Below are 14,000 nucleotides of genomic sequence, written 5' to 3'. Positions count from 1 at the left end.
TTCGTATTCGGATGTAGTACCTTAACGATAGTTCAGTCGCGTTGGCGAAGGGGTCGGTGTGGCACTCGACGACGAAGAGCTCGAGCAGCTCGGCAAGCGGGTCCGGGCCGGTGGCGCGGAGCGCTACCACGCGGCCAACGCCGCCAAGGGCAAGATGTTCGCCCGCGAGCGCGTGGCCCACCTGGTCGACGAGGGCTCGTTCGTCGAGGACGGGCTCTACGCCAACGCCCTCGCCGAGGGCCTGCCGGCCGACGGCGTGATCACCGGCCAGGCGACCATCGACGGCCGCCGCGTCTGCCTGATGGCCAACGACTCGACGGTGAAGGCGGGCTCCTGGGGCGCGCGCACCGTCGAGAAGATCATCCGGATCATCGAGCGCGCCTACCAGTCCGGTCTGCCGATGGTCTACCTCGTCGACTCGGCCGGCGCGCGGATCACCGACCAGGTCGACCTCTTCCCCGGTCGGCGCGGCGCCGGGCACATCTTCTGGAACCAGGTCCGGGCATCCGGCTCGATCCCGCAGGTCTGCGCGCTGTTCGGGCCGTCAGCGGCCGGTGGCGCCTACATCCCCGCGTTCTGTGACGTGGTCGCGATGGTCGACGGCAACGCCAGCATGTACCTCGGTTCCGACCGCATGGTCGAGATGGTCACCGGCGAGAAGACCACGCTGGAGGCGATGGGCGGCGCCGCGGTGCACACCCGCGAGTCCGGGGTCGGCCACTTCCTGTGCAAGACCGAGGACGAGGCGCTCGACACGGTCCGCCGCTATCTCTCCTACCTGCCGGCCAACTACACCGAGCAGCCGCCGGCTCTCGCGCCGGTGGCCGCGCCCGCGACCGACCTCGCCTCGATGGTGCCGCCCAACGAGCGGCAGGCGTTCGACATGCGCAAGTTCGCCAAGGGTCTGCTCGACGAGGGCACGTTCTTCGAGATCCAGGCGCTCTGGGCCAAGGAGCTCACGATCGGGTTCGGCCGCCTCGACGGCCAGGTGGTCGGCGTCGTGGCCAACAACTCGATGTTCAAGGGCGGGGTGCTGTTCGTCGACTCCGCCGACAAGGCCACCAGGTTCGTCCAGCTTTGCGACGCCTTCAACGTGCCGCTGCTCTTCCTCTCCGACGTGCCCGGCTTCATGGTCGGCACCGCCGTGGAGAAGCAGGGGATCATCCGGCACGGCGCCAAGATGATCACCGCGATATCCGAGGCCACCGTGCCGAAGATCTGCGTGGTCGTGCGCAAGGCGTACGGCGCCGGCCTCTACGCGATGGCCGGCCCCGGCTTCATGCCCGACGCGACGATCGCCCTGCCAACCGCGAAGATCGCTGTGATGGGCGCCGAGGCCGCCGTCAACGCGGTCTACGCCAACAAGATCGCCGCCATCGAGGACCCGGAGGCGCGGGCCGCCTTCGTCAGCGAGCGGCGCGAGGCGTACGAGCGCGACATCGACATCGTCCACCTCGCGAGCGAGCTCGTGATCGACGCGATCGTGCCGCCCGAGCTGCTGCGGGCCGAGCTCGTCGCCCGCTATGCCGCCGCCCGCGGCAAGGACCGCCACTTCTCCCGCCGTCGCCACGGCGTGACACCCGTCTAACCACAAGGAGCCCCGCCATGCTCAACGAAGAGCACGAGGCGCTGCGGGAAAGCGTCCGCGAGTTCGCCAACGACGTCGTCGCGCCCGTCATCGCGAAGCACTACGACAACCACACGTTCCCGTACGACGTCGTCGCGGCGATGGGCAAGATGGGCCTGTTCGGCCTGCCGTTCGCGGAGGAACACGGCGGCATGGGCGGCGACTACTTCGCCCTCTGCCTGGCCCTCGAAGAGCTGGCCCGGGTCGACTCGAGCGTGGCCATCACGCTGGAGGCCGCGGTCTCGCTCGGCGCGATGCCGATCTACCGGTTCGGCACCGAGGAGCAGAAGCGCCGCTGGCTCCCGCCGCTGCTGCGTGGCGAGGCGCTGGCCGGTTTCGGCCTGACCGAGCCGGGCTTCGGCAGCGACGCCGGCGGCACCGCCACCCGCGCCGTCCTCGACGGCGACGAGTGGGTGATCAACGGGGCGAAGGCCTTCATCACCAACTCGGGCACCGACATCACGTCGTTCGTCACTGTGACGGCGGTGACCGGCACGCGCCCGGATGGCAGCAAGGAACTGTCGGCCATCATCGTGCCGTCTGGCACGCCGGGCTTCACGGTGGCGCCGGGCTATTCGAAGGTCGGCTGGTGCGCCTCCGACACCCATGAGCTCACGTTCGAAGACGTACGCGTGCCGGCCTCGAACCTGCTCGGCGAGCGGGGCCGGGGCTTCGCCCAGTTCCTGCGCATCCTCGACGAGGGCCGCATCGCGATCGCGGCGCTGGCTGTCGGCCTGGCGCAGGGCTGCGTCGACGAGTCGGTTCGCTACGCCAAGGAACGCCACGCCTTCGGCCAGCCGATCGCGGGCTTCCAGGCGATCCAATTCAAGATCGCGGACATGGAGAAGCGCGCCCACCTGGGCCGCCTGGCCTATCACGACGCTGCGGCCGAAATGCTGGCTGGCCGCGACTTCAAACGGCAGGCAGCGATCGCGAAGCTCTACGCGAGCGAGAGCGCGGTGGACAACGCCCGAGACGCCACCCAGATCCACGGCGGCTACGGCTTCATGAACGAGTTCCCCGTAGCCCGCTTCTGGCGCGACTCCAAGATCCTGGAGATCGGCGAGGGCACCTCCGAGATCCAGCGGATGGTCATCGCCCGAGACCTCGGGTTGTAGGCGCGGATATCCGACCTAGAACCCGGCCGAACGCCTGGTAGCGCCCGGGAATTCGAGGTGTTTGCATTCCTCGGTACTCATCCGGGGAGGTCCAACCATGTTCGGTGCGCTCGGGCGGGCGATGGCGCGGTGGCGGTGGGCGGTGCTGGCCGGGTGGCTGGTGCTGGTCGTCGCCGGTGCGGCTCTGGGCGGGCAGGTCTTTGACCGGTTGGCCAGCACCGACAACCTGCGACCGGATGCCGAGTCGCACCAGGCCGATCGGCGCGTGCAGGAGCTCAAGCCCGAAGGCGACAAGGTTGTCGCCGTCATCCGGGATCGCGACATCTACGACCCGCCGCTCGTCGAGAACGTGCAGAAGATCGCCACCGAGATCCGGGGCATCGACGGCGTCGAGAAGGTCGACGACCTCTACAGCGCACCCGGTGGGCGGATCGGCGCCGACAACCGAAGCTCCCTTGTGGAGGTCGAGCTGCGCGCCGGCCTCGCCGACGCGCAGCGTGAGCAGACCGAGGACCTGGTGGTCGCCGCGCTGCATCGGATCGACGCTCCCCAGGTGCTGGTCGGTGGCGAGAAGCTCGCCGAGCGGCGGTTCGAGGAGCAGGCGATCCGCGACGCGGCGGTCGGTGAGAGCGTCGCGCTCGCCGTACTCCTCATCGTCCTCGTCCTGATCCTCGGCGGGTTCGTCGCCGGACTTGTTCCGCTCGCCGCGGCGCTCGCCTCCGTCGCCGCGACGCTGCTCGGGCTGCTGCTGTTGACGGCGCTCGGTGACGTCGGCGAGTTCACCGTCAACGTGGTGACGCTGCTCGGCATCGGGCTCGCGGTCGACTACGCGTTGCTGATGATCGCGCGGTTCCGTGAGGAGCGGGCGAACGACCCCGGTGCCGCGCCCGCCGACCTGCTGGCCCGCACCACCGCGACCGCCGGTCGTACCGTGCTGATCTCCGGGTTGGCCGTCGCGGCCGCGATGCTCGGACTCTTCGCCTTCGCGGAACCCCTGCTGGCCAGCATGGCCCTCGGCGGTGCGGTGGTCGTCGTGCTCGCAACCGCCGCCGGGCTGACCGCGGTGCCGGCGCTGGTGGCCGTCGCGCACCGGCAGATTCCGGCCGAAGGCACCCGCCATCGGATCCTCGACCGGCTGCCACGACCACGCAAAGCCCTGCTGCCCCGGCTCGCCGTGGTCGCCCAGGCCCGACCCGGGCCGGTCGCGCTGGCCGTTTCCGTCGGGCTGGTCGTGCTCTCGCTCCCGTTCGTGCTCGGCGCCAACCTGGCCAACTCCGACGCCCGGGCGTTGCCCGCGAACGCCGAGGCTCGCCAGCTCTACGAGGTCGTGCAGCGCGACTTCAACGTCGGCCGCGCCGAGCCGGTGGTCGTCGTGGTCGACGCCGACCCCGCCACCGCCGCTGTCCGCGACCTGCTCAACCAGCTCAACGGGATGCCCGGCGTGGTGCTGATGCAGCCGCGGCCCGACGTGCCGGGGCGCGCCGCGATCATCGACGTGACCCCCGAGGGCGCGACCGGCGACGAGACCTCGCGCGACCTGGTGCGCCAGATCCGCGCGCTGAACACCCCGGTGCCGCTCCTGGTGGGTGGGCCGGCGGCCGAGCTGGTCGACTACCAGGAGTCGGTCGCGGGCCGGCTGCCGATCGCCGTGCTGGTGCTGTTCCTGGTCACCGCGATCCTGCTGTTCGTGCTCACCGGTTCGCTGGTCGTTCCGGTCAAAGCCCTGCTGATGAACGCGCTCACGCTGCTCGGCACGCTCGGTGTCCTGGTCTTCGTCTTCCAGTGGGGCGTCGGCGACGTGCTGCTCGGCTTCGACTCGTGGGGCGCGATCGACGTGACCACGCCGGTGCTGCTCTTCGTCTTCGTCTTCGGGCTCTCGATGGACTACGAGGTCTTCCTGCTGGCCCGGATCAAGGAGGAATGGGACCGGCGGGTACGCCGTCGGCGGGCCGGTGACGACGCCGCAGCCAGCGATCGGGCCGTGCTCGCCGGCATCTCGAAGACCGGCCCGGTGGTCACCACCGCCGCGCTGTCCATCTCGGTGGTGTTCCTCGGCTTCCTGCTCGGCGGGCTGACCGCGGTCAAGGAGATCGGCTTCGGCATGGTGGTCGCGGTCGTACTCGACGTGACCGTCGTCCGTGGCCTTCTGCTGCCGGCTCTGATGAGCCTGCTCGGCGAGTGGAACTGGTGGGCTCCGGCGCCGCTGCGCCGGATGCACGAGCGCTGGTTCGCGAGTGGCGCGCTGGTCCGCGCGACGGCCTCCGTGCCCGCGCCGAAGGCCGATTCTGCACCGAAGACAACGATTTCCACCTGACAATCAGTCTTCCTCTGTCGGGAATCGGGCGTTAACCGGTCAGTGACGCGACGTTGCGCTCCCCGTTTTGGCCCGCGCTGCGTAACCTTCCTGGCCATGACCGCGGATCACGGCGCTGACCAGGGTTTCGACGCCCTGCTCAAAGCCCGCCGCCAGGAGGCCGGTCTGACCCAGAACGAGCTCGCGTCCCGGGCCGGCATCGGCGTCCGGACGGTGCGCGACCTCGAGCGCGGTCGGGCGTCCCGGCCCCAGCGCACCACCGTCGACCTGTTGGCCACCGCGCTCAACCTGGCCGGTGCCGCCCGCGCCGAGTTCCAGGCGGCCGCGCGCGGGACGCCGACCAGCCCCGTCGCGGAAGAGCCGCCGCCGCTGACCTCGCTCGCCGCGGCGTCGATCTCGGCCGCCCGCGGTCGCGGGTTGCCGCCGCCCGGTCAACTCGTCGGTCGCGACCTCGACGTCGCGGAGGTGGCGTTGACCCTGCTGCGTGGCGACGGGCTGGTCACCCTGGTCGGCCTCGCCGGCGTCGGCAAGACCAGCGTGGCGCTGGCCGTGATCGAGCGCGTCAAGGAGCGTCACCCGGGCGGCGTCGCCGGCATCCTGATCACCGAGGGCTCGACCGAGAGCGACGTGCTGACGGCCGCGGCCACCGTGCTGGGCGTGGCCCGGGCCGACGAGCTGGCGGGGCGGCTGGCCGGCGCGCCGAGCCTGCTGCTGGTCGACGCGGTCGAGCGGGCACCGGGTGCGGTCGCCGAGGCGCTGCACCGGCTGGCCAGCGTCGCGCCGTCACTGCGCATCCTCGCCACCGGCCGGCACCCGATCGGCCTGCCCGGCGAGCGCGTCTGGCCCGTGGTCCCCTTGGAAGTGCCGCCGACCGACGACCTGGACCTGTCGACCGTGTCCCGGTTCCCCGCGGTCGCGCTGTTCCTCGAGCGCCTGCGCCGGGTGCGCCGCGACCCGCTCGAGCCGGGCGAGGTCGGTGCGCTGGTCCGGCTGGTCCGCCGGCTGGGCGGCCTGCCCCTGGCCATCGAGCTCGCCGCCGCCCGCGGCCGCGTGCTCGACATGAACCAGATCCTCGACCGCTACGGCCACCGGCTGCTCGACCTGGCCGGGCCCGAGAGCGGTGCTTACCAGGCGGTCGCCGTGAGCCTGCGAGACGCCGTGGCGGCCAGCTACCGGTTGCTCGAACCCGAGGAGCAGGTGGCCGTACGCCGGCTGTCGCCGTTCCGCAACCGCTGGTCGGTCGAGCTCGGCGAGGCCATGCTGGCCGACCCCGACGCCCCCGGCGGGCCGCTCGACGGTGACCCGGTGCCGCTGCTCGACCGGCTCGTCGCGCTCGGCCTGCTCGGCATGCGTGGCGCCGGCTCGATGCGGTTCCGCCTGCTCGACGTGGTCCGCGACTATGCCGAGGAGCAGGCCGCGGCCGAGGGTGAGCTGGCCGCGATCCGGCGCCGGCACGCGCTGGTGATGGCCCGGTTCGCGGCGCGCGTGGCGCCCGAGCTCGCCGGTGGCAGCCTGCCCGGCGCGGTGGCCCGGCTCGACGAGCTGACCAGCGACCTGTGGGGTGCGCTGGCCCATTCGGCGATCGACGACCCGCACACCGCCCTGCTGTTGGCCGCGAACCTGCCGCGCTGGTGGCGGTTCCGGGGGCGTGACGCGGCCGGACGCCAGTGGCTACGCCGGCTGCTCGACGACCCGCGCACCGCCAACGCCGACTCCGTCCTGCGGGCGTGGGCGCAGCTCGGCGTGGCCCAGCTCGCCGCCGAGCACAGCGCCGGCCCGACCGAGCTGCCGGCCGCGGAGGCCGCGCTCGCGACGTTCCGCGAGCAGGGCGACGTGTCCGGCGAGCTGGCAGCGCGCAACCAGCTCTCGGGATTGTGGATGTCGACCGGCGGCTACGACGAGGCCCGCCGGCACGGTGCGGCGGCGTTGGCGCTGGCCACCCGCACCGGGCGCACCCGCGACATGGCCGTGGCGCAGAGCAACCTGGCGTGGCACGAGATCCGGGCCGGCGAGCTGGCCGCGGCCCGGCGGCGGATGGCCGCGGTGGACCGGCTGGCCGCCCAGTGCGGCGACGACCGGCTGCGTGCGCTGGCGCTGGCCAACGTGGCCGAGGTCAACCGGCTCGACGGCCGCTACGAGGACGCCGTGAAGATGGGCCGGCGGGCGATCGTGGCGCTGGAGCGGCTCGGCGATCCCGGCCACCGCGCCCGGGTGCTGGGCACCATCGGGCTCTCGCTCGCCCTGGCCGACCGGCCTGACGACGCGTTCGCGGTGCTGGAGCAGTTGCGGGCGGCCGCGTCCGGTGCGGATCCGGGCATCGGTGACGCGCCGATCAGCGACGTGCAGGGTCCGAGCGCGATGATCGAGGCGACGCTGGCGGCCAAGCGGGGCGACCGGGTGCTCGCGGCGGAGTGGTTCGGCGTCGCCGTGCAGTCCTTCGCCGGTGGGCGGGACCTGCGGGACGTGGCCGAGGCGTTGGTGGGGCTGGCCTCGGTCACGGACGACACGGCCAGCCGCGCGGCGGTGGTGACCCGGCTCGAGGCGGTCTGCAAAGAAGGCGGCATCACCTTGCTGCCGGCGGAGCGGGCGCAGGCCGAACATGAAGACAGCCGGCGCTGACCGCCCTCCCAATCGGTCAGCACCGGCTGCCTTCCACCCCCGCTCGACGCGGATCGGCCCGCCCCCCGACGGACCTTCGGAACATCCGCGCCGCGCCCCCGTAGCGCCTAACGCTTCGCCCCCGTGGATCGCTGTTCGTGAGTACCGTATCGGGGCTCAAGCGCTCGGCGTACCAAATGTGGCTTTTGGCGATGGAGGCGAACGGTTCTGCCGGTCTTTCTGCCGGTGACCCGTGGGTACCTCAGGCGGTGGCCGAATCCGACTCCGGCACACGGTCGGCACCGGCCGTCGCGCAAGGGTTGACCGCATCGCGGATGCGCCGCACGTAGTCGAGGAACTGGTCGAGCTCCTCGGCCGACAGCTGGCTGGTGAACCACTGCTCGATGAGCTCGAGGTGGCCCGGCAGCGTCTCGGTGAGCCGTGTCATACCGGCGCTGGTCACACCGGCGTAGGAGCTGCGGCGGTCGGTAGGGCAGGCTCTACGGCGGAGCAGGCCTTCGCGCTCCATCCGGTCGACGACGCGGGTGACCCCGCTGGTGGAGAGCGAGGTCTGGGCGGCGAGATCGGACATTCGCAACTCGTGCCCCGACGAGCGCGCGAGGCGCATCAGCACCTCGAACTCGACCCCGGACAGCTTGTGCCCGGCCAGTTGCGCGTCGAAGCGGGCCGAGAGCCCACTGAAGGCCTCGGCGAGCAGCCCGATCGCGGTGATCCGGGGGTCGTCGTACAGCTCGCTCACGAGACCCAGCATAGCAGTCCTTGACACGCGGAATATTGCTGGCGATATAGTTGCTTCATCAACTGATCAGGCAAACCCCGCTGACTCTTGAAGGAGCCCCTTCCGATGAGCGACACCGCTACCAACAACACCCGCGTCTGGAACGGCGTGACCATCCCGGCCCCTGGCACGTACGAACTCGACCCCGCGCACAAGTTGGTCGGTTTCGTCGCTCGCCACATGATGGTGGCCAAGGTTCGAGGTCACTTCGACGAGGCCGCCGCGACCATCACGGTCGCCGAGGACCCCACGGAGTCCAGCGTCTCCGCCAGCATCAAGACCGCCAGCATCACCACTGGTGTCGCTGACCGTGACGCCCACCTCCGCAGCCCCGACTTCCTCAAGACCGAGGAGTTCCCGACCATCGAGTTCCAGAGCCTCGGTGGCGTGACGCAGGTCAACGGCACGGAGTTCGTGCTCCCCGGCGAGCTGACCATCCGCGGCGTTACCCGCAAGGTCGACCTGAAGGTGGAGTTCGAGGGTGCCGGCCGCAACCCGTACGGCATGGACATCTTCGGCTTCTCGGCCCACACCGAGATCGACCGCGAGGAGTTCGGCCTGACCTGGAACGTCAACCTGGAGACCGGTGGCGTCCTGGTGGGCAAGAAGGTCCGCATCGAGATCGAGGGCGAAGCCGTTCGCCAGGCGTGACGACCGCCTCTTTTCAAGGCCCCGGCAGCGATCACTAGCTGCCGGGGCCTTGGCGTATGGTGGACTGAACGCTTTGATCCGCTTACAAAGGGTGATAAGTATCTGGTTTGACTCTGGCCGAGCGGCCTCGGCCCTCCTACCGTGAAGGGTCCACTCGCCACTCATACGGGGCCGTGCGCCGGGGAGGGCACACATGGGCAAGGATGTGTCGCCGGTTTTTTTCTCCCGTGAGGACCGCGTCCGCTATCGGCAGAAAGTCCGGCGATGTCTCGATGTCTTCGCGCTCATGCTCGACGACTTCGAGTTCGACGCCGAGCGGCCGACGACGGGTCTGGAGATCGAGCTCAACCTGGTCGACAAAGACGCCGAGCCAGCAATGCGCAACGCGGAAATCCTGGCCAACCTCGCGGATCCGACGTTCCAGACCGAGCTCGGGCTCTTCAACCTCGAGCTCAACGCGCGACCTCGACTCATCGAGGGCGACGGTTTCGCCGATTACCAGCACGACATCCAGGCCAGTCTGGGACGTGCGGAAGACCGTGCCAACAAGGCCGACGCGACGATTGTGCTGATCGGCATCCTGCCCACCCTTACCCCGCGCCACCTCGTGCTCGCGAACCTCTCCAGCAACGATCGCTACTGGGCTCTCAACGAGCAGATCGTCGCCGCGCGTGGTGAGGACATCGGGCTCGACATCCGTGGTGTGGAACGGTTGCAGACGTTCACCGACTCGATCGCGCCCGAGTCGGCGTGCACCAGCGTGCAGTTCCACCTGCAGGTCTCGCCGGACACCTTCGCCGACTACTGGAACGCGGCCCAGTCGATCGCGGGCATCCAGGTCGGCATCGGGGCCAATTCGCCCTATCTCTACGGGAAACAGCTCTGGGCCGAGACCCGGATCGCGCTGTTCGAGCAGGCCACCGACACGCGACCCGACGAGCTGAAATCACAAGGGGTACGGCCGCGCGTGTGGTTCGGCGAACGATGGATCACCTCGATCTTCGACCTGTTCGAGGAGAACGTGCGCTATTTCCCGCCGTTGCTGCCCATCACCGACGACGAGGACCCGGTCGAGGTCCTGCACAGCGGCGGCGTGCCCCATCTCGGTGAGCTCCGCCTGCACAACGGCACCATCTACCGGTGGAACCGGCCCGTCTACGACATCCACAACGGTCGGCCGCATCTGCGGGTGGAGAACCGCGTTCTGCCGGCCGGTCCCACGGTCATCGACATGTTGGCGAACGCGGCGTTCTACTTCGGACTTGTGCGGGACCTGGCCGAGGCCGACCGTCCGATCTGGAGCCAGTTGCCGTTCACCAAGGCCGAGGAGAACTTCCACGCCGCGGCGCGCCGAGGCCTCGATGCCCGGGTCTACTGGCCCCGGCACGGCGAGGTCCGGATCGCCGACCTCGTGCCTGAGGTGTTGCTGCCTCGGGCGGCGGCCGGGCTGGATCGCTTCGGGGTCGCACCGCGGTTCCGTGACCAACTGTTGGGCGTCATCGCCGAACGCTGCCGCACCGGCCAGAACGGCGCGGCCTGGCAGACGGCGATGGTGTGCGAGGCGGAACGCAAGCGTGGCCTGGACCGCACGACGGCGCTGCACCACATGCTCGATCGTTACGCGGAGCTGGCGCGCACCAACGATCCCGTGCACACCTGGCCGATCGACTAGGCGTCGTCCTCGGAGTCGCTGCCACGGCGGCCGAACCGCCGCTTGCGTTCGGGCTTCGCCGGTGCCGGTGGGGTCTCGCCGGGAGCGGTGCCCTCTGGCCACAATGGAGTGGCGGCCGGGTTGCGCACGGTCTCCGCGTCGGCGTGCTCGCGGGTCTCCGCGTCGGCGTGCGCGCGTTGTGTCGGCACCGTCACCGTGGAGTTGTCGGCGCGCTGTGCCAGCGTGGTGACCAGCACCGAGCCGGCCAGGCCCGCCAGCACCGCGTACGGGGCGAGCAGGTGCGCCGAAACCTGCTCGGCACGGATGCCGGACAGCCGCGGCGCGGCCAGGAAGTAGGCGGACGCCACCACGAGCGGACCCGCGATGCCGGACACCGCGGCGCCGACCCGGTGCAACGGGTCACGGGCCGGGCGGCGGGCGACCAGGGCGCCGATCACGAAGGCCGCACCGAGCGCGAGCGCGGCGCCGGGCCAGTAGACGTAGTCACGGAACCAGAACGCGTCACTGCCGTTGGTGATCTGCCAGACGCCGAGTTGGGCGGGCGACTGGTCGCCGCCCGAGACCACCCCCTCGGTCACCGAGACCACGGCGAGCAACCAGAGCCAGCCGACGGTCGCGATGACGTTGCTCGCGGCCGCACGGGACGACAGTGCCCAGGTCGCGAAGACGAGGCCGAGCAGGACGCCGATCACCGCGTAGCCGGCGGCGATAGTCTGCGGCGAGAACGTGTCGGCCCTGACCGCGGCCCGGGCCGGCACCGCGACCAGTGCGACGGTGACCAGCGCACCGACCGCGGCGGCGACGACCAGCGAGATGCGGCCGAGGAACGTGGCACCGGATTGGTCGCTGTCGGTGTCGGCCGCTTCGGTGAGCCGTTGCGCTCCGATCGCGCCCGCGACGGTCGAGGTCGCGGCGATCCACGCGGCCCACGACAGGCTGGCCGCCCACGCCGCCTCGCCGACCCGGTCGGACGCCGGCAGCCAGGTGATGATGCCCAGGCCGTAGCCGAGACCGAGCTGCGCGGCACCGGCGCACGCAGCAATGCCGATCGCCGCGGCGATCGATCCTCCCCAGCCTCGTACGGCCATGCGGGGCAGCGTAGCGTTCGCCCGCGGTGCGGGCGAGCCTTGCCGGCCCCGGGGCCGCTCGTGCGCAGCGTGATCCACCCCCGGCAGGCTAGGGTCGGTTCCGGATCTTCCAGGCAGCGAAGGGATCGACGATGGCCGACCAGCCCGAAGACCCGCGTGCGCGGGGCGGCTCAGGCTCGGACAACGACCCCGACCAGCCCTTGGACCACACAGCACCCTTCGACCCGATCCGCGACGACGACGAAGACCCCGACGAGGCGGAGCGAACCCAACGCGTAACGCCCAGTGACCCCGACGCGACGCAGCGGGTGCCGCCCGCGGGCGAGTCAGATGCGGTGCAGCAGGTGCCGTCGGGTGAGTCCGACGCGACGCAGCAAGTGCCGCCGTCGGGCGCGCCGGACGCGACGCAGCGGAAGCCACCGTCAGCCGATGCTGACGCGACCCAACGCGTGTCGACGGCGGCCGAGGCTGATGCGACGCGGCGCGTGTCCCAGGATCATCCTGACGCGACGCAGCGGCTGCCGGAGGATCCGGGCCGCACCGCTCGTTTCGGGCGGGCGGACGACAGCGACCGCACAACTCAGATCTCGCCGGCCGCTCGTGACGGTCGGTCGCAGGGTGACGACCGGACCACCCGGATTCAGCAGAACGGTCCGCGGAACGCGACGCCGCCGGTGGATCGGGCCTGGGCCGGGCGCGCCGGCATTCCGCAGCCCGGTGGGCCGGGTGAGCCGCCCGACGACGGGCCGCCGGACAACTGGCAACCCGGGCCTCCCGACGGACGCCGGTGGTGGATGCCGATCCTGATCGGCATCATCGCGTTGATTTTGCTCGGGGTGCTCGCCTTCGGCCTCTGGCTGATCCTGCGCGGTGACGGCAGCCCCACTCCGGAGCCGAGCCGCACCACCCCGGCCGCGACCGCGCCGGCACCGACCAGGGCCACGCCGACCACCAGGTCGCCTTCGCCGACGCCCTCCGCCACCACGCCCGCGGCGGTCGCCGTGCCGATCCTGCAAGGGCTGACCCAGGACCAGGCCGTGCAGCGCCTCGCGGACGTCGGGTTGGGCGCGCGCATCAACTACGTGGACTCCGACCGGCCGGTGGGCACGGTGGTCGACTCGGATCCCGGGCCGGGCACCGAGGTCCAGCCCGGCGCCACGATCACCATTGACGTCTCGTCCGGCGCGCCCAGTCCCACGGCCACGCCGACACCGACCCCCACCACCACACCCAGCATCCCGCCGGGTCCCTGATCGGGGCGTCACCAGCCGCGGCGGCGGTTGAGGACCACGCCGATGCCGATCGCCGAGATGAGCATGCCGGCGATTCCCGAGTAGATCAGTGGCTGCCCGTAGCCGACCGGCTCCGGCTTGCCCGTCGAGTCGGCCGGCGCGTCGGCCGCCGGCGTGTCGGTCGACGGGCGGTCGGGGAAGAGCTCGTCCAGGCCGCGGGTGTCGGCCGGCGACGGAGTGGCCCGCGGAGTGCGCGACACCCGTGGCGACGCCGGGCTGGCCGGTGCGGGTCGCGGCGACGCGGCGGGCGGGGGCGGCGGAGCCAGGGTCGGTCGCATCGGCTCCACCGGTGGGACAGGCAGCTGCGGCTCGGCCGGCGGCCGGACGTCCGGGTCCTCCTCGTCCGGCGCCGGGTCTTCCGGCGGCTCGTCGCCGGGGCCGGCGTCGTCGTCCGGGCCGGGGCGGTCGAACCATCCATCCGGGTCACCCGGCTGGGCGACACCGGCGATCCCGGGCGTGGCGGCCGGAGGGCGCAACGGATCCAGGTGTCGCCACACCGGGGTCGGCAGCACGATGCCCGGCAGCAGACCCTCGGACAACCCAGGAGCCAGACCCGGGACGCCGGGCACGACGACGGACGGGATCCCGGGCACGCCCGGCAGCCCGGCCGGCTCGGCGATCGCCGAGCCGCGTGCGGCCAGCGCGACGCCGGGTAGGACGACGCCCGGCAACGCGACGCCGCCGAAGAAGACCGCGGCGGCCGCGAGAAGCACTGGGGCACAGCGGATCAGCGGTCGCGCCGGTGGCTTGACCATGAGTGACCCCCAGGAATAGGGGTCCTGGTCACGCCCGGGAAGAACTTTTCGGTGGGTATGTCGAGTCTAGAGCCGGGAGGGCTCGC

Annotated in this window: 10 protein-coding genes; 7 read left to right on the top strand and 3 right to left on the bottom strand. The window is 71.3% G+C overall.

The window, feature by feature from the left end:
- Positions 1–58 precede the first annotated feature (58 nt).
- The 4 genes from AB0J88_RS27580 to AB0J88_RS27565 all read left to right on the top strand — a co-directional run bounded on the left by AB0J88_RS27580 (position 59) and on the right by AB0J88_RS27565 (position 7,678).
- Positions 59–1,588, top strand: a complete 1,530-nt coding sequence (locus AB0J88_RS27580; protein ID WP_364350795.1) for an acyl-CoA carboxylase subunit beta — start codon at positions 59–61, stop codon at positions 1,586–1,588.
- A 17-nt stretch (positions 1,589–1,605) separates the two neighbouring features.
- On the top strand, positions 1,606–2,745 hold the full coding sequence (locus AB0J88_RS27575; RefSeq protein WP_364350798.1) for an acyl-CoA dehydrogenase family protein: 1,140 nt from the start codon (positions 1,606–1,608) through the stop codon (positions 2,743–2,745).
- 97 nt (positions 2,746–2,842) lie between these two features.
- On the top strand, positions 2,843–5,059 hold the full coding sequence (locus AB0J88_RS27570) for an MMPL family transporter (protein WP_364350801.1): 2,217 nt from the start codon (positions 2,843–2,845) through the stop codon (positions 5,057–5,059).
- Positions 5,060–5,155: 96 nt separating this feature from the next.
- On the top strand, positions 5,156–7,678 hold the full coding sequence (locus AB0J88_RS27565; protein WP_364350804.1) for a helix-turn-helix domain-containing protein: 2,523 nt from the start codon (positions 5,156–5,158) through the stop codon (positions 7,676–7,678).
- Positions 7,679–7,919: 241 nt separating this feature from the next.
- Here the strand turns inward: AB0J88_RS27565 and AB0J88_RS27560 are convergent, their stop codons facing one another.
- Positions 7,920–8,429: a MarR family transcriptional regulator gene (locus tag AB0J88_RS27560; RefSeq protein ID WP_364350806.1), complete on the bottom strand. Its 510-nt coding sequence runs from the start codon at positions 8,427–8,429 to the stop codon at positions 7,920–7,922.
- Between the two features lie 93 nt (positions 8,430–8,522).
- Here AB0J88_RS27560 and AB0J88_RS27555 point away from each other — a divergent pair, with 93 nt between their 5' ends.
- Entirely contained in the window at positions 8,523–9,107 is a 585-nt protein-coding gene (locus AB0J88_RS27555) for a YceI family protein (protein WP_364350809.1), read from the top strand.
- Positions 9,108–9,300: 193 nt separating this feature from the next.
- Complete coding sequence (locus tag AB0J88_RS27550) at positions 9,301–10,779, top strand: glutamate--cysteine ligase (RefSeq protein ID WP_364350811.1); 1,479 nt, start codon at positions 9,301–9,303, stop codon at positions 10,777–10,779.
- Here AB0J88_RS27550 and AB0J88_RS27545 read toward each other — a convergent pair.
- Entirely contained in the window at positions 10,776–11,867 is a 1,092-nt protein-coding gene (locus AB0J88_RS27545) for a hypothetical protein (RefSeq protein ID WP_364350814.1), read from the bottom strand. The genes AB0J88_RS27550 and AB0J88_RS27545 overlap by 4 nt on opposite strands.
- Before the next feature lie 131 nt (positions 11,868–11,998).
- Between AB0J88_RS27545 and AB0J88_RS27540 the strand changes: the two genes are divergently transcribed.
- Complete coding sequence (locus tag AB0J88_RS27540) at positions 11,999–13,120, top strand: PASTA domain-containing protein (protein WP_364350817.1); 1,122 nt, start codon at positions 11,999–12,001, stop codon at positions 13,118–13,120.
- An 8-nt stretch (positions 13,121–13,128) separates the two neighbouring features.
- Here AB0J88_RS27540 and AB0J88_RS27535 read toward each other — a convergent pair whose 3' ends face one another.
- Positions 13,129–13,872 (bottom strand): hypothetical protein, encoded by a 744-nt coding sequence (locus tag AB0J88_RS27535; protein ID WP_364350820.1) that lies wholly within the window; start codon positions 13,870–13,872, stop codon positions 13,129–13,131.
- Positions 13,873–14,000: the final 128 nt, after the last annotated feature.

The organism is Asanoa sp. NPDC049475, from assembly GCF_040676915.1.
Classification (GTDB): domain Bacteria; phylum Actinomycetota; class Actinomycetes; order Mycobacteriales; family Micromonosporaceae; genus Asanoa.
Note: the sequence above shows the minus strand (reverse complement) of the source record. Positions and strands in the feature narration are given on the sequence as shown.

Coding starts and splice junctions, on each gene's coding strand:
- AB0J88_RS27575 (WP_364350798.1), top strand. CDS start 1,606: ATGCTCAACGAAGAGCACGAGGCGCTGCGGGAAAGCGTCCGCGAGTTC.
- AB0J88_RS27570 (WP_364350801.1), top strand. CDS start 2,843: ATGTTCGGTGCGCTCGGGCGGGCGATGGCGCGGTGGCGGTGGGCGGTG.
- AB0J88_RS27565 (WP_364350804.1), top strand. CDS start 5,156: ATGACCGCGGATCACGGCGCTGACCAGGGTTTCGACGCCCTGCTCAAA.
- AB0J88_RS27560 (WP_364350806.1), bottom strand. CDS start 8,429: ATGCTGGGTCTCGTGAGCGAGCTGTACGACGACCCCCGGATCACCGCG.
- AB0J88_RS27555 (WP_364350809.1), top strand. CDS start 8,523: ATGAGCGACACCGCTACCAACAACACCCGCGTCTGGAACGGCGTGACC.
- AB0J88_RS27550 (WP_364350811.1), top strand. CDS start 9,301: ATGGGCAAGGATGTGTCGCCGGTTTTTTTCTCCCGTGAGGACCGCGTC.
- AB0J88_RS27545 (WP_364350814.1), bottom strand. CDS start 11,867: ATGGCCGTACGAGGCTGGGGAGGATCGATCGCCGCGGCGATCGGCATT.
- AB0J88_RS27540 (WP_364350817.1), top strand. CDS start 11,999: ATGGCCGACCAGCCCGAAGACCCGCGTGCGCGGGGCGGCTCAGGCTCG.